Source organism: Mesorhizobium sp. BR115XR7A (assembly GCF_020165315.1).
Taxonomy (GTDB): Bacteria; Pseudomonadota; Alphaproteobacteria; order Rhizobiales; family Rhizobiaceae; genus Mesorhizobium; species Mesorhizobium australicum.
This window is the reverse complement of record NZ_JAIUHW010000017.1, coordinates 23,903-40,645: the sequence shown is the minus strand read 5'-3', so window position 1 is coordinate 40,645 and position 16,743 is coordinate 23,903. Positions and strand designations below refer to the sequence as shown.

Genomic DNA, 16,743 nt, shown 5'->3' with positions numbered 1-16,743 from the left:
GCTCCTGCTTCGCCCGTGGATGACGAAGGTGGAGGGACCTTAGCCAATTTCCGGAGGTGCAGATCTCAAGCCTCCACTACCCAATCACCTCCAGCCGCCGCGGCAGCCGGTTCATCGCGACCGGCCCATCCGGCGTGATCAGGAACTGGTCCTCGAGGTTGAAGCTGGCGAGGCCGTCGATATAGAGCGGGATCTCGAAGGCCAGCACCATGCCGGCCTCGATCACGACCTCGCTGCCGGCCGATATGAACGGCCATTGCTCGGAAAAGACCGACTGCCCGACGCCGTGGCCGAAGTGGCCGCGGCGGTAGGAGCGCAGGCCTTGGCGCGCCAGGCTGTCGGTGGCGACGCGGTGGACATGGGCAAGCGTGTTCCCGGGAACAAGCTCGGCCAGCCCATCGTCGAAGGCGCGCTCGGCAATGGTGTGCAGTTCGGCCTGATCAGCGGAAGGCGGGCCGAAGGTGAAGTTGCGCGACATGTCGGAGGCGTAGCCACCGACCGTACAGACCATGTCGCATTTCAGCGGATCGCCCGCCACGGCCTTGGCGTCGGCGCCCTTGGCCCGGGCGCCCAGCGTCACATATTCGGCCGTGATGACCGGGTGGGACAAGCCGGCCGCCGCCGTGGCGACGCCCTGCCGATAGAGCGCGACGAGATCGCTCTGGCGCATGCCGGCCATGGCATCGACCTGCAGCCGCTCCAGGCCGGCTTCCGACAGGATGATGCCTTGCCGCAGCAGGTCGATCTCGCGCTGCGACTTGACCGCGCGCAGCCGGTCCAGCACAAGCGAGCCGTCCACAACAGGGCAATCCGGCAGCAGCGCTTGGATGGCGGCAAAATCGGCGGCGGGAATGAAGTCGAGGTCGAGGCCGAGCGTCGCGCGCTCCAGCCCGAAATCGGCGAGGATTGCCTGCAGCTGTCGCACCGAGCCGGCGAGGTCGAAGGTGGCGGGACGCGCGAAATCCGGCGCGCGGCCGAGCGAAGCCAGGCCAGCCTCGATACGCTCCGCCAGGGGCAGCCCGGCAGCTCCTGTCTCGACCGGCGCGGCTTCGATCCAGATCGGGTGCGAGCGCACGACCATGTCGGGCGCGGCGGTCCGCAGTTGCGTGGCATTGAAGTCGGCGACCACGACGCCGATCGGCAGGTCCTGCCTGGCCGGGACGACGACGAAGCCGGCGCCGGCGCGCCGGAACAGTCCGGCCGGACCGATCGAAGCGCCGGTCGCATAATGGAAGGCCTCGGGCGCTGAGAGCACCAGCGCGGCGATGCCGGCGCGTTGCATCAACTGCGTGGCGCGCTGCCGGTCGACAAAACCCGTCATGTGTTTCTCCGCATGTCCGAAGCGACAACGGAGCATCGCAGGTGCGGACAATCAAGACGGTTGCTCGTATTGACGTACTGATACCTTGAGTGCGGAGCGGAGACGCCCACGACTTCGTCATCCTAGAGCGGAGCAAGGAGCGCAGCGACGCAGCGCAGACCTAGGATCCATGCCGGGACTCCGGAGCGTTGCCACGGTCCAGATTCTGCTCCGCTGCACCCGCCAGCACGGTCGCGACATGGATCCTCGGTCTCCGCGACGCCGCGCCGCGGCTGCTCCGCCCGTGGATGACGAAGGGATAGGATGTCGGCCACGGTTGCCGGCGAACCCGCTACTTGATCGATTCCAGCTTGGTCAGCGCGGCGGTGAAGCCGGCCAGCGACACCGGGATGGTGACCGGCTTGCGGGTGACGGACTCCATGCCGATGTTCAGATTGGTTCCCGACTTCATCGCCTTGACGAGGTCCGGCGGCAGCGGCGTGGCGGCATAGGCGCCGTTCTGGTCGCTGGTCTGGATGGCGATGGTCGTCTTCTGTCCCTGGTCGATCTGGTAGCTGGCGCCGGACGGCAGGAACAGGCCGTGCGGCAAGGCGAGCAGCATGGCGAGACTGCCATTGGCGTTGTCGCGGCGCACCGTCACGGTAAGCACGCGCTGTCCTGTCTTGGCCTCGGTCAGGTTCTGCGACACCTGGCATTGAAGTTCGGCGCTCGCCGAGCCGCTGGAGCAGTTGACCGCCCAGGGATTGGCGTCGGCCGGCTTTGACTGGGCCGGTTGGGGCTTGGCGGCTTCCTCGGCAAGTGCGGGTCCGGCGCTCGACAGGATGAGCCACAGGGCGCCAATACCTGCGGCCAAGCTCAAAGTATTAGCTATAGCTAAAACAACTCTCATGTTCTTTTAGGCCCCACCGGTATTTCCCACAGTAGGGCTTGATACAACACTCCAATCCAGCGTGAAAGCCAGGAATCCACCGAAGCAAGCCGGCAAATCTACTGTGTCCATATTACCACAGAGAAGCACTTTGGTAGGCCACAGCAGCAGTTTGATCACTAGGGACTCGCTATACAATAGATTTCCATTAAACATCGGCACGCGGGACGTGTAGTCCCAGAAGGACTCGCCAGGGATGGGAACTACCGAGAAGTCTCGGCAAGTTGGTGAGATGGCGGCGCGTGGGGAGGGGTTCCACATGCGCGCCGGTTATCGCCGTTCGAGCATTGCAAGGCAGCTCTGGAAGACGACGGCGCTTACGTCGCTGGCGCTGGCGCTCTCGGGCGTGGCCGCCTATGGCGACGATGCCGGGCTCTGGCAGCCGCAGGTCCGGGCCATCATCGGCGCCGACAACAATGGCGGCAACGCCGCGCTCGAAGGCTTCATCCCGATCAAGCAGAGCGCCGAATCGGTGCTGTTCCTGGATGTGCGGGCCAAGCACGATTTCAAGGACGCCTTCGGCCAGGATATCGGCCTCGGCATCCGCCGCATCGTCAACCCGGACCTGATGCTCGGCGGCTATGCCTATTTCAATGCCGAGAGCTACGGCGGCACCCAGTTCACCGGGGGCACGCTGGGCGTCGAGGCGATCACGCCGAATTTCGACGCGCATGTGAACGTCTTCGTGCCGATCAAGGGCGACTCGACCGACCACTCGACCAGCTCGACCCTGTCGATGGTCTCCAACCAGCTCATCGAGCAGATCTCGGTGCTCGACCATCGCGACTACGCGGCCTGGGGCATCGAGGGCGAGGTTGGGGCGAAGGTGCCGCTCAATCTGCCCGACAAGCATTCGCTGCGGCTGGACATTGGCGGCTACCATTTCGAGGATCCGCACGGTGATGACGGCGGCGTCACCGGCGCCAAGGCCGGCATCGAATATGAGATCGGCGATGTCTTCGGCACCGGAACGTCCCTGACCTTCACCGGCGAGGTGCGCAACGACAATCGCGACGACACCCAGTTCGCCGGCAGCGTGCGGCTGAACATCCCGTTCAATCCCGGCGGCGGCTCGGACAGCACCGCGGCCATCGGGGCGGATCCGGTCTATCCGGTCAGCGAAGGCTTGCGCAAGCGTGTCAACGAGCGGGTGCGCGGCGATATCGGCGTCCGCATCCAGAGCCAGGACAAGACCGGCGGCACGACGACCCGCGTCGCCATCAACGCCGCCACCAATGCCGCGTTCGGAAAGTTCTATTTCGCCGATGGCGGCCTGGCCGGCGCCGGCACGCAGGCCGACCCGACGACATTGGACGATGCCGTCACCAAGGCCGGCAACGGCGGCTTCGTCGTGGCGCTCGGCGGCAATGGCAATCTGACGACTGGCGGCGTGACGCTGGCCACGGGCCAGACGGTCATCGGCGGCGGCGAAAGCGTCACCGCAAAGCTTTTCGGCGGCGGCACGGCCACCTTCAACCTCGGCGGCAGCGACGGCACGATCCAGGGCACCAACGTCGCCAACCCGGTCATCACGCTGGGCAATGGCAACACGCTGAACGGCATCACCATCACCGGCGGCGGCGACGGCATTTTCGGCAACAACGCCACCAGCACGACGCTGACCAACGTCACGGTAACGAGCACCGGCGGCAATGGCGCCGACTTCGCCGGCAATTCGACCAATGTCAGCGCGTCCAATTTCACCGCCACCGGCAACGGCCTCGACGGCCTGCACATCGAAGGCGACGGCACCTACAATTTCACCGGCACGACGCTGCTGTCGGGCAACCAGGACGACGGCCTCGATATTACGGGCAAGGGCACCTACAGCTTCGCCATCCTCAATGCTCAGGACAACCAGGATGCCGGCATAACGGTGAAGGGCACCGCCGCCGGCGGCAGCTTCACCACCACCGGCGGCCAGGTGACGGGCAACAAGGCCCTGGGCGACGACGGCGTCGGCATCTTCATCGACCCGATCACCGCGCATGTGGTGCTGGATTCAATCTCGCAGACCGGCGGCACATCGGGCGTCGTGCTCGACCATGTCTCGGGCAGCTTCACGGTCAACGGCGCCACCACGATCTCGAACACGACGGGACCGGCGATCGCCATTTCCGATTCGCCAGCAACGATCCGCTTCGGCGACATCAACATCACGGGGCCGGGCGGCGACGGCATGTCGTTCAGCGGCGTCAACGCGGCGGTTGTGGCCGGCAACATCGTCATCTCCGGGCTCGGTCTCGGCCATGCTGGCCTCGACTTCTCCGGCAGCCAGACGACCTTCACGGCGCTCTCGGCCAACATCAGCGGATCGGGCGCCGGCTCGATCGGCATCGATCTCGCCGACACGACCGGCGGCGCTTCGATCATCATCACCAATGGCGGCACCATTTCGGGCGTCGACACGGGCGTGCGCCTGGGCATCGCCGGCTCGCTGGCCCACTCGGCCAATGCCCAATTCAGCTTCGGCGGCGGCTCGATCGCGGGCGTCACCGCCTCGCTCGACGCGCGTGGGCTGAACCAGACGCTCGGCCTCTATGCCTTCGGCTCGACGACGTTCAGCGGCCCGCAGCTGTTCGACGTCCAGAACGTGATCTTCGTCGGCGCGGCAGCCTCGGGTGCCGGCGACGGCTCCTCGCTTGCGGACCTGGCGTCGATCGGCACCGCCGACGGCATTACCGACGCCAACGCGATCTTCGTGCTGGTCAACGACGTCGGCAACACGCCGATCAATGCGTCGGGCGGCTTCTCGCTCAGCGACGACCAGACGCTGGCGTCCTTCGGCAATGGCCGCTCCTTCTCGCTCGGCGGCGTGCCGATCAACGTCACCGGGACCAACATCCAGCACGACCAGGTCGTTTCGGATCCCGGCACCGGGGCGGCGACGCTGACCAATTCGGGCGCCGGCGACGTCGTCACGCTGGGCAACGGCAACTCGCTGCTGGATTTCAACATTTCGGGCGGCAGCGGCGCGGCTATTGGTGGGACGGGCATTGCCGGTCTGACGGTCCAGGGTGTGTCGGTCGGCGGCGTTGCCACGGGCCTGTCGCTCGACAATTTCAGCGGTACCGGCACGTTCACCAATTTCGATATCGCCAGCGCCGGCGCGGGCGTCAGCATCACCGGCGGCACCACCGGGACCCTGACCTTTGACGCGGCGAGCTCGATCGCCGGCACGACAGGCGTGGCGTTCAACATCGATTCCTCGACGCCGAATCTCATCTATAACGGCACGATCAACCAGACCGCTGCCGCGAGCGCGGTCAAGATCAACGCCATGAACGGCGGCTTCGCCAGGTTCGCCGGCAAGATCACCGCCAGCACCGGCGCGGCCAACGCCATCGACCTGACCGGCAATGCCGGCGGCGCGATTGCTTTCGTCGGCGGTCTCGATCTGACAGCCGATGGCGGCTTTGCCTTCAGCGCCGTCAATGGCGGCAATCTGACGGTGTACGGGGCAAGCAATACCGTGGCGACCGGCCTGGGGCCGGACGAGAAGGGCATCCAGATCGCCGGCATGACGATCGGCCTGGCCGGAGTGAACTTCTCCAGCGTCACCGTGGATGGCTCGGGCGGCGGCGTTTCGACCGGCATCGCCATTTCCAACACCAGCGGCGGCAACGTCAACTTCGGTGGCGTCGACCTGTATCGCATCAGCGGCGTCGCCATCAGTCTCGACAATGTCGCCAGCGGCAGATACACCTTCCAGGGCACGACCAAGGTCGACACCGTGGTGGGTGGAGGCTCCGGCTTCCTGGTTCAGAACAGCGCCGCGACCGTCGGCGTCAGCAACCTCGTAACGACGAATATCGCCGGCGCCGATGTCAGCCTGACCAACAACACCGGCACGATCGACATTGGCGGCACCATTACCAATTCCGGCACGGGCGATGGCGTCGTCGTCTCCGGCGGCAGCGCGGCGATCACGATCGGCGCGACCATCAACAGCTCGGCGACAGCGCCCGGCACGGCCGTCAGGGTCGACGGCATCACCGGCGGCTCGGTCGCCTTCACTGGTCCGGTCACCTCAACCGGCGCGGGCAACCTGTTCGCCATCGGCTCGACCACCGCGCCGACGGGTGGCACGATCAGCTTCACCGACTCGGCGCTGACCGCCAGCGGCGGCGGTGGCGCGATCATCGCAGGCTTGGGCGCGGCCGCGACCTTCAACGCCACGTCCCCAATTTCGATCACCAACGCGGTCGGCAACGGCCTGTCGGTCTCCAATGTCGCCGGCAGCGCCACCTTCGGCGCGGTCACCGTGTCGGGTGCAACCGGCAATGGCATCGACATTTCAGGCAATTCCGGTTCGGTGACTTTCGGCACCACCAATGTGACGCTGGGCTCGGCGGCCAACACCGCCGGCATCAACTTCGGCGGCATCAACGCCGATGTCAGCTTCGGCACCACCAGTGTGACGATGGGCGCCGGCGCCAACCAGACGGCAATCGACTTCAGCGGCTCGTCGACGACGGCCGATTTCGGCGTGACCACCATCACCGGCACCGGCGAGGCCACCTCGCGCGGCATCGACCTGTCGTCGACGACAGGCAACAAGACCATCACCTTCCTGCGCGGCTCAAGCATCAGCAACGTCCATATCGGCGTCGACCTGTCGTCCAGCCTCACCACGGCGACCACCGCCAACGCCAACTTCACCTTCGGCGACGGTACTTCGGCCGACGGACTGCAGTCGTCGATCAGCGCGGCGGCCGGCGGCTACACCGTCAACACGGTCGGGCTCGACCCGACGCTCGGCAACTATGATTTCGACGACGTGTTCTTCACCGGCAGCGCCAATCTGCCCTCGGCGGTCGGCGCGGTGACGATGGTCTCGCAATCGGGCGGCGTCATCGCCGTCGGCACGTACGGCCTCAGCCAGTCGGTGACCACGATTTCGCTTGCCGACGCCGATCTCATGACCGGCACGCAGACCTTCGCCTTCGTCGGCACCGTCGATCTCAGCGCAACGCCGTTCACACTCGATTCCGGCCAGTCGATCACCGGCTTCGGCAACAGCAACACCATCGCCGTGTCCGGCACCTTCCAGCAGGTGAACGTGCAGGGCAATCTCGGCGCCACCGGCGGCAACGTTACCGGCGACGAGGGCGTCGTCACCGGCACCGCGGACGCCATGCATCTGCTCGGCAGCAATCAGGTGCGCAACACCGCCTTCGACTTCACTGGCGCCAGCGGCTCGGTCTTCCTGATCGACCAGGGTGCGGCCGGTTTCAGCAATGCCGGCGGCATCTTCATCGATGGCGTCACGGTCAGCAATGTCGCCGTTGGTCAGACGGCGTTCAAGGTCGATGGCCTCACCAGCAACGTCTCGATCACCAACAACAACATCAACGTCGCCGGGACGCTGCTCGACGCCGATGGCGGCAACGGCAACATCACGCTGACGCGCGGCAACCTGCCCAATGGCGGGCCGGCCGGCACGCTGACCGGCGGCGGCGTCTCGATCGTCAACCGCACCGGCGGCCTTGTCGATTTCACCGACAAGGCGACCATCGGCGGCAATGGCGTATCGCTGACCAACAACAGCGGCGCGGGAATCACCTTCGCCGATCTGGACGTTTCCACCAATGGAGCGACGGCCTTCACCGCCACCGGCGGCGGCACGATCACGGTCGACGCGGGAACGATCAATGCCACGGGCGCGCAAGCGGCGTCGCTCGACAACGTCACGGCCGACATTCATTTCACGTCCACCAGCGCGACGTTCAGCGCCGGCAACGGCATCGACCTGCAGAACCTGGCCGGCACGGCCGCTTTCGGCACCGGCACGCTGACCAACACCGGTGCGGGCACGTCGTTCAATGTCGGCTCGGCGACCGCCGCCAGCGGCGGCACTGCTGATATCTCCTATGGCGGCACGATCGCCACCAACGGCAGCGGCGCCGCCGTCTCGATCCAGAGCATGACCGGTGGCTCGGTGGCGCTGTCGGGCAATTTGACCGACAGCAATGCGGTGGCCGGCGGCAACATTTTCGTTGCCGGCAACGATTCCATCACCATCACCTTCTCGGGCACGACCAAGCAGATCAGCTCGGGCGCCGCCGATGGTGTCAATGTCGGCCTCCCCGGCGGTTGGCCTTCGGGCACGCCGACCCCCAACACGAACTCCGCCATCAACTTCACCAATGGCGGCCTCGACATAACGACGACAACAGGCGCGGGCTTCATAGCCACCGGGGACTTCGGCTCCTCGACCTTCACCGTCGCCGGCAGCGGCAACAAGATCACTTCCGGCGGCAACGGTCTCCTGGCGGTCGGCGCCGATGCCGGCGTCGGCGGTGTCACCTTCGACAGCATCTCGGCGGTATCCACGAGCGCCTTGGGCGGCGGCGCCGGCGTGTTCCTGTCAGGCATGACCCTGGCGGGCAATGTCAACATCGGCGGGCTGAAGGATACCGGCTATATCGGCGCCTCGCTGTCCGGCCTGTCCGGCCCCGGCGTGGTCAATTTCACCGGCACGAACGATCTCGACACTAGCCATGAAGGGTTCGAGATCAGCGGCCAGGTCGGCACCATAAACATCGCCAATGTCGCCGGATCCACCCTGACCATCGACGGCAGCGAGGTCGGCATTGCGTTTGCCGTCCTCCAGACCGGGACCGTCAATGTCGGCGGCAATGGCGGCGTCGCCAGCATCGGCGCGACGACGAGCACCACCGGGTCGGCCATAGCTCTCTCCGGCGGCAACGACCTTGTTAATGCGACGCTGAACTACAACGGTTCGATCAAGGTCGATACGGGCACGGTGCTGCAAGCCGCCGGCGGCGACTGGACCGAGTTGAACATGAGCGGTTCGGTCGTTTCGACCACGGACGCGGCGGCGGCGGGGACGGCGGCCTTCACCTTCACCGGCAACGCCAACGGCGCCTACAACATTTCAAGCACGATCAATCATGCCGGCAAGGGCATTGGCGTGCTGTTTGACGGATCGTCCGAGGGAACGGCCACCTTCTCCGGCACGTCCAAGATCTTCAACACCAGCAGCGGCGCCAACGGCGCCATCGTCAAGGCCCCCAGCATCGGCCCGGGCGAAGGCACGGGCACGCTCGCCTTCACCGGCGGCAATCTCAAGATCACCACCTCGAGCGGCGCCGGTTTCACCGCCAGCACCACCGGCCCGGGCACGGTCAGCGTCGGCGGCACCGGCAACACCATCACCACGACGACGGGCACCGCGCTCAACCTGGACGGCGCGACGGTCGGCCCGGATGGTGTCACCTTCGACAGCGTCTCTGCCAACGGGGCGGCGACCGGCATTGCGCTGAACAATGTTTCCGGCGGCACCGTCAGCCTTGGCGCCGCGAATTTGCTGGGCATCACCTCCCATGGCGTCGATATCTCCGGCACGCTCGGCTCGACGCTGAATTTCACCAGTCTCAACGTCGGGCTCGGCGCGGCGAACGCGATCGGTCTCGACCTCAACGGCGCCGCGCTCGGCACCAGCACCGTCACGGCTGGGGATTTCGACGTCGACGGCGGCAGCTTCACCGGCACGATCGGCATCGACATGGCCGACACGACCGGCACCGGCACGATCCAGCTCGGCGACACGACCAACAACAACCCAGCCGGCCAGACCTCGAAGATCGAGAATGTCGGCTATGGCGTCCAGTTCTCCAGCGCCACCAACGCCAAGCTGGTCTTCGGCGACGGGGCAGGTCCGGCCGAATCTTCGATCGCCACCACCGGCGGCCAGGTCATTCACGCCACCGACACCTTGCCGACAGCGGGCGACTACAATTTCAACGATGTCAATTTCACCGGCGACACCTCGAACCTGTCGGCGATCAGCGTCTACTATGTCACCGCCGACGCCAGCGCTCTCGGCGACGGCAGCCTGCTCAATCCAGGCACCTATGCGAACGCCCAGAATTCCACGGCCAATGTCATCGTGCTGATCGACAAGAACGGCACCGGCAGCCAGGAGACGATCGACCTGGGCGGCACCTCGTTCCAACTCGACGACGGACAGGTGCTGCTAGCCTTCAAGAGCGGCGATGCGGCCGTCGATGTCTCGCAGCTTGGTGTCGACACCAGCAGCGGCGCCTCGGCGGCATTCCATTTCACCACGGTGCAGAATTCGCCGATCATCTCGGCGCCGGGCGGCATCGATACGCTGCGGCCGATCCTGCGGAGCAACACCGCCACCTCGGTGGTCAATTTCGCGACGACCGGCACCGGCGTCCTCACCGGCGGCATCGAGAACCTGATCATCCGCAACACCGGCAGCGGCACCGGCGTCTCGGGCAGCGTGGCGACCGCCTCCAGCTTCTTCCTCAGGAACAACGACATCGCCGCCGGCGGCAGGGCGCTCGACTTTACCACCAGCGGCGCGCCGGCTGCCGACAGGCTCCTGCTTTCGATCGACGGCAACACGCTGCAGTCGACAGGGACCGCGCTTGCCGCCAATTTCCTCGGCCAGAGCGTCAGCGCCAATCAGAATACGATCGCGATCCGGTCGTTCGCCAACAATACGGTCATCGGCGGCACCGGCGGCGGCATTGCTTTTAACGGTGCCACTTTCGACTCGACGGGCGGCGGCGGCACCGTCAGCGCGGGCACCCTCACCGTCGGCACAACTGGTGCGCGCGTGCAGGGCGACGGCCTCAACCTGCTCAACACCAGCGGCACGCTCGATCTTGGCACCTTCAGCATTGCCAACAATGGCGGCACGGGCCTGCTGGTCAACGAAAAGGGTGGCACGACCTTCACGTTGAACAGCTCGGGCGGCTCGGTCGACACCACGAACGGCACTGCCATCAATCTCGACCCGCTGACGGTCCACATGACGCTCGGCAGCGTCATCGCCACCGGCGGCGCCAGCGGCATCATCTTCGACGGTGTTGCCGGCACCTTCGCCGTCACCGGCGCCACCAGCATCACCGGCACGACGAGCGCCGGCATCAACGCCATCAATACCAATACCGGCACGTTCAACTTCAACACGGTGACGGTCAACAACACGACCGGCGGCGGCATCGGCTGGGCCAGTGGCACGCTCAACGTCACCGGCCTCGCCAACATCGACACAACGAGCGGTGCCGGCATCACCCAGAGCGGCGGCACGACCGGCTTTGCCGGCGGCCTGACCGTCGATACCACCACCGGCGCCGGCATAGCCGCGACGGGCGGTACGATCAGTGTCGCCGGCTCGGGCAACACGATCACGACCGGGTCAGGAACCGCACTCGATCTCAGCGGTACGACCGTTGGTGCTGGCGGCGTGAATTTCTCCAGCGTCTCGGCCAATGGCGCCGCTACCGGCATCGCGCTGAACAACGTCTCCGGCGGCGCCATCGCACTTGGCACGGTCGACCTGCAGGGCATAACCTCGCGCGGCATCGATGTGTCCGGCACGCTCGGCGCGGCACTGTCTTTCACGGATCTGAGCATCGGCCTGAACAGCGGCTCGGCCGTTGCCTTCGACCTGAATAGCGCGATCATCAACGCGGCGATCACCGCCAATGATTTCGACGTCACCAATGCCGCCGTGAGCGCGGGCTCCTCGATCGGCGTCGACCTGCGCGGCGCGACCGGCGGATCGACGGTACGCCTCGGTGACGCCGCGGTCGGCGGCGCATTTTCCAGCATCGCCGGTACCAACACCGGCATATTCCTGAACAGCACGACGAACCTTGCCTTCACCTATGGCGACGGCGAATCGACGACCGACAAGGGTTCGACCATCAGCGCCAATGTCGGCATTGACGCCTCCAGCGCACCAACGCTCGGCACCTACAATGTCCAGGACGTGAACTTCCAGGCCAGCCCCGGCCTCGGCTTCGGCATCGGCAAGATCTATTTCGTCAGCGCCATCGCCACCGGCGACGGCAGCGGCAAGGACCAGAACAACCTGGCGACGCTGACTACGGCGGAAGCGGCGGCGCTTTCAACCGACATCATCGTGCTGGTCAACGATGGCGGCGTCATCACTGCAGCCGGCAGCAACGGCAACGACACGCTGGCGCTTGCCATAGGCGAGCAGGTGCGCGGTTTCGGCAACGGCAACATCAACCTGGCGCTGACCGTGCCGTCGACGATCCAGCTGGCCAGCAGTAGCATCTCGATCATCGACCAGACGCCCAATGGCGTCGCCACGCTGACGACCACCGATGGCAGCACCGCCATCACGCTTGCCACCAGCGGCAACATCATCGATGGCTTCACAATCGATGGCGATGATGGCCTTGGCCTCGCCTATGCCGCGATCGGCATCAGCGGCGCGACATCGGGCGCCACGATCAGCAACTTGACGATCAGGAACGTCACCGCCACCGATATCGACTTCGGCGCCGGCGCCACCGGCACGACGACGCTCACCAATCTTTCCCTCTTCTCCACGGGCGCGGCCGGCACCGCCATCAAGTTTGGTGCTGCCTCCGGAACGGTCACCGCCACCAAAGTCGTCACGTCGGGCGGCGGCGGCTTGTCCGTGGTCGGCGGCGATGCTGCGTTCAGCTTCGACAACATGAGCTCGGTCTCCAGCGCCGCCGGCACCGCTGTCAGCATCACCAACCGCTCCGGCGGCAGCTTCGGCTTTGCAGGCACGGTCACGTCGAGCTTTGGAGCCAGGGCCATTTTCATTTCGGGCGCGACTGGAGCAGACACAGTAAGCTTCACCGGTGCCGTCAACCACAACAACGCCACCGGCGCCGCCGTCGCGATCAACAATGGCGGCCAGGCCTCGACCGTCAGCTTCGCCAACCTCACCATCACGACGGGCAGCGGCAACACAGCCTTCACCGCAATCAATGGCGGCACGGTCAATGTCACCACCGGCTCGATCAGCACGACGGTCGCCCAGGCGATCAACCTCAACGGCATCGCCGCCGGCATCAATTTCACCTCGACCACATCAGGCGGTGGCGCCAACAATGTCAGCCTGGCGAATGTCACCGGCACGGTGAACCTGGGCACGGGCGCGCTGAGCGGTGCATCGGGCACGGCGTTCAACGTCAGCGGCGGCTCGGCCAATATCGACTACAATGGCTCCATCACGCACACCGCCAACGCCACCGCGATCGACGTCCAGAACCACACCGGCACCGGCGGCGGCGCCAGCACGATCTCATTCGACGGAGCCGTGTCGTCGAGCGGCTCGAGCGACGGCATCAACCTGGTGAGCAATGGCGGCACCAACGGCACCAATATCAATTTCACCAACACGCTGACCATCAACACATCGAGCAGCGGCACCACCGGCTTCAACGCAACCGGCGGCGGCACGGTTATTGCCTCCAATACCAGCAACGTAATCACGTCGGGCGCGGGCACCGCGCTCAATGTCGCCAACACGACCATTGGCGGGGCGGGCCTGACCTTCCGCAGCATTTCGTCCAACGGCGCCGCCAATGGCATCGTGCTCAACAATACGGGGACCAGCGGCGGGCTGACGGTGACGGGCGATGGCCTCGGCGCGAACAACGGCTCCGGCGGCATCATCCAGAATTCGACAGGCGACGGCATCAGCCTGACCTCGACCCAGGACGTCCATCTCGCCTATATGAACCTCACCAACAATCTGGGCGACGGCATCGGCGGCTCGGGCATCAACGGCTTCGTGCTGAACCGGCTAAACATTTCCGGCAACGGCAACGATGCGGCGACCGACGAATCCGGCATAAACATCACGCAGCTGACCGGAACCGCCTCGAACGGCGCTCATGCGACCTCGATCAGCAATTCCGTGATCAGCAACAACAACGAGTTCGAGATTCAAATCTCGAATGCGTCGGGCACGCTGACCAACCTGCAGCTTATCAACAACACGATCTCGGCCAACGGTCTGGCCATCAATGGCAATGCCAGCTCGCAGCATGGCAATCTCGTCAATTTCCTTGGCACGGGAACGTCGACGATGGGGCTGACGGTCACGGGCGGCAGCTTCACCGGCAATATCCTATCGGACCCAACGCATCAGATTACGGGAACTGGCGTTTTCGGCAATTCGGGCGGCACCGCCATGACGGTGAATGTCTCCGGGGCGACGTTCACGAACAACAATGCCGGCGTCGACGTCTCTACCGATCCCGTAGCGACGTCGCTGACCTTCGATATTGAGAACAATACGTTCATCGGCCAGCGTTCGACCGCGATCAATCATTTCGACAATGGCAATGGGCCCTTCAACCGGACAGTGAACGGCAAGATAAGCGGCAACATCATTGGCAACAACGCGGTAACCAATTCTGGATCGCTTGTCGGGAACGGCATCAGCATCCAGAACGAAGGCGCTATAAACGGCAAGTATCTGATCACCAACAATCAGATTTATCAGATCGCGACGGCTCCCGGGATCAGCGTCAATGTCGGTCTCACTGGCCTAGCCACAGGCGGCGGTGAAACCGATGTCACCATCACCAACAATATTTTCGATCATATGAACGGCAGCCGTGCCATCACCATCCAGGACAACCAGGATCTTGGCTTCGGGCCATTCCCGACCATCTGGGCCAATCTGAGTGGCAATTCCTTCTCGAACGTAGCGGGCCAGGCCGGCAATGGCCAATTCGTGCGCATAAAGCAGACTGGTGGGACGGTGAAAGTTACACAGGGTACACCCACGGCCGCCTCCATCGCGACGGAACTGGATGACGCCAACGGCATAAACGATCCGACGAAGTTCAGCATTTCTGGAACGGTGACATTCTCGGCGGCCGGACTGCCGCCGCTGCCGTCGACCAACCCTCTGCCGTGAGCGTAACGTTGTGTTCCTGTGAATTCGCGCTATGGCAGGGCAGTCTAAAAACCGACTTGCAAAGCGGTGAAAACAACTGTTCAATGCGGGCTGCAATATTTGTTTTCTGATTAGCAGACAAGTTTAAGTACCGGAGCGTAACCTGTGGGGAAGTATTCCTGCAGGGCGAGTGATTGCAATCTGGGATAACAGCGGGAGGGGACTTTGGCAGAACCATTTCTGTCTGAAATCAGAATCATGTCTTTCGTCTTTGCGCCTAAAGGTTGGGCGCTATGCAATGGGCAACTCCTGCCCATCAACCAGAACCAAGGGCTATTCTCGCTACTGGGCACGACATTCGGCGGCGATGGGCGTGTGAATTTCGCCTTGCCCGATTATCGCGGATGCGTCCCGATCCATGTCGGCAGCACTCATACGCTTGGCGAGCGCGGCGGCGAACAGGCTCATACACTTTCGATCGCGGAAATCCCGACCCACCTGCACGTCGCCAACGCGTCTGGTTCACAGGGCAACTCAACCAATCCGAATTTTGGCGGCACGGGCAATGTCCTGGCGCAGGATCCGGGAAATATCTACGGCCCCGCGGCCAACCTGGCCGCCTTGAACGCTGGAAGCGTCAGCAGCGTCGGCGGCGGCCAGGCGCATCTGAACATGCAGCCCTTCCTGACATTGAGCTTCTGCATCGCCCTGCAGGGCATTTTCCCGTCGCCGAATTGAGGGAGCGCGATCATGGCACAACCTTACATCGGTGAAATCAGAATGTTTGCCGGCAATTTCGCACCGGCGGGCTGGATGCTCTGCGAGGGACAGCTTCTGCCGATCTCGGAGAACGAAACGCTGTTCCAGCTGATCGGTACCACCTATGGCGGCGATGGCGAGAGCACGTTCGCCTTGCCCGATGCGCGTGGCCGACTCCCAATTCATCAGGGCAATGGCTTTGTCCTCGCCGAGACTGGCGGCGCCGAAGAGATTACCCTGACGATCTCCCAGATCCCCGCGCACACACACGCTTTTCTCGGAAATGCCGGCAACGGATCGCAAGCAGCACCACAAAACAATGTGCTTGCAAGCTCGACCTTAGTGAGGCTCTACGCGTCGGAGACGGCAGACGCCAACATGGCAGCACCGGCTATTTCGTCAGTGGGCGGCAGCCAGCCCCACAGCAACTTCCAGCCCTATCTCTGCATCAACTTCATCATCTCACTGTTCGGCATTTTTCCATCACCTACCTGAGAGGGACCGTCATGGCCGACCCGTTCGTTGCCGAAATCCGCATCTTTCCGTTCAATTTTGCCCCAAAGGGCTGGGCCTGGTGCGATGGACAGTTGCTGCCGCTGTCGCAGAACACGGCGCTGTTCTCGCTGCTTGGCACCACCTATGGCGGCGATGGCAGATCCAATTTCGCCTTGCCCGATTTGCAGGGCAGCGCGCCGATGCACCCCGGCCAGGGGCCAGGCCTGTCGTTGCATGACCTTGGCGAGAGCGGCGGATCGGAGACGATCACTCTGCTCCAGTCCGAGATTCCCTCGCACAACCATACGATGCGAGGCACGGTCGAAGATGGCACACAAGGGACACTGACGCCCAACATCACGTTGGCGACCTCCATAGGCGGAGCCGCGTTCCAGACGACAACCAACGCCGGTCTGGTCCCTTTGAACAGCAACGCACTGGCGCCGGCCGGCGCCAGTCAGCCGCACAACAACATGCAGCCCTATCTCACCTGCTACTTCAACATCGCGCTGCAGGGCGTGTTCCCTCCACGTCCCTGAC

6 protein-coding genes are annotated in these 16,743 nt (G+C 64.4%); 4 read left to right on the top strand and 2 right to left on the bottom strand.

Going from position 1 to position 16,743, the window contains the following annotated elements:
- Positions 1-76 precede the first annotated feature (76 nt).
- Both LB557_RS28050 and LB557_RS28045 read right to left on the bottom strand, forming a co-directional pair.
- On the bottom strand, positions 77-1,321 hold the full coding sequence (locus LB557_RS28050) for a M24 family metallopeptidase (RefSeq protein ID WP_224644169.1): 1,245 nt from the start codon (positions 1,319-1,321) through the stop codon (positions 77-79).
- Between the two features lie 331 nt (positions 1,322-1,652).
- The gene (locus LB557_RS28045; protein ID WP_224713138.1) at positions 1,653-2,174 is read right to left on the bottom strand and encodes an invasion associated locus B family protein; all 522 of its coding nucleotides are present in this window, start codon (positions 2,172-2,174) and stop codon (positions 1,653-1,655) included.
- Positions 2,175-2,508: 334 nt separating this feature from the next.
- On the opposite strand from LB557_RS28045, the gene LB557_RS28040 reads away from it, so the two are divergent.
- From LB557_RS28040 to LB557_RS28025, 4 genes are all read left to right on the top strand, one after another.
- A complete protein-coding gene (locus LB557_RS28040) occupies positions 2,509-14,970 on the top strand; it encodes a hypothetical protein (RefSeq protein ID WP_224713137.1) in 12,462 nt (4,153 codons plus the stop codon).
- Between the two features lie 204 nt (positions 14,971-15,174).
- A complete protein-coding gene (locus tag LB557_RS28035) occupies positions 15,175-15,687 on the top strand; it encodes a phage tail protein (RefSeq protein ID WP_015314842.1) in 513 nt (170 codons plus the stop codon).
- Positions 15,688-15,699: 12 nt separating this feature from the next.
- Positions 15,700-16,203 (top strand): phage tail protein, encoded by a 504-nt coding sequence (locus LB557_RS28030; protein ID WP_015314843.1) that lies wholly within the window; start codon positions 15,700-15,702, stop codon positions 16,201-16,203.
- A gap of 11 nt (positions 16,204-16,214) precedes the next feature.
- Positions 16,215-16,742, top strand: coding sequence for a phage tail protein (locus LB557_RS28025; protein WP_015314844.1), 528 nt, complete (start codon positions 16,215-16,217; stop codon positions 16,740-16,742).
- The last annotated feature ends 1 nt before the right edge of the window (position 16,743 follow it).

Bases quoted from the DNA above. Each gene is read 5' to 3' on its own strand.
- LB557_RS28050 (WP_224644169.1), bottom strand. From the start codon at position 1,321: ATGACGGGTTTTGTCGACCGGCAGCGCGCCACGCAGTTGATGCAACGC.
- LB557_RS28040 (WP_224713137.1), top strand. From the start codon at position 2,509: ATGCGCGCCGGTTATCGCCGTTCGAGCATTGCAAGGCAGCTCTGGAAG.
- LB557_RS28030 (WP_015314843.1), top strand. From the start codon at position 15,700: ATGGCACAACCTTACATCGGTGAAATCAGAATGTTTGCCGGCAATTTC.
- LB557_RS28025 (WP_015314844.1), top strand. From the start codon at position 16,215: ATGGCCGACCCGTTCGTTGCCGAAATCCGCATCTTTCCGTTCAATTTT.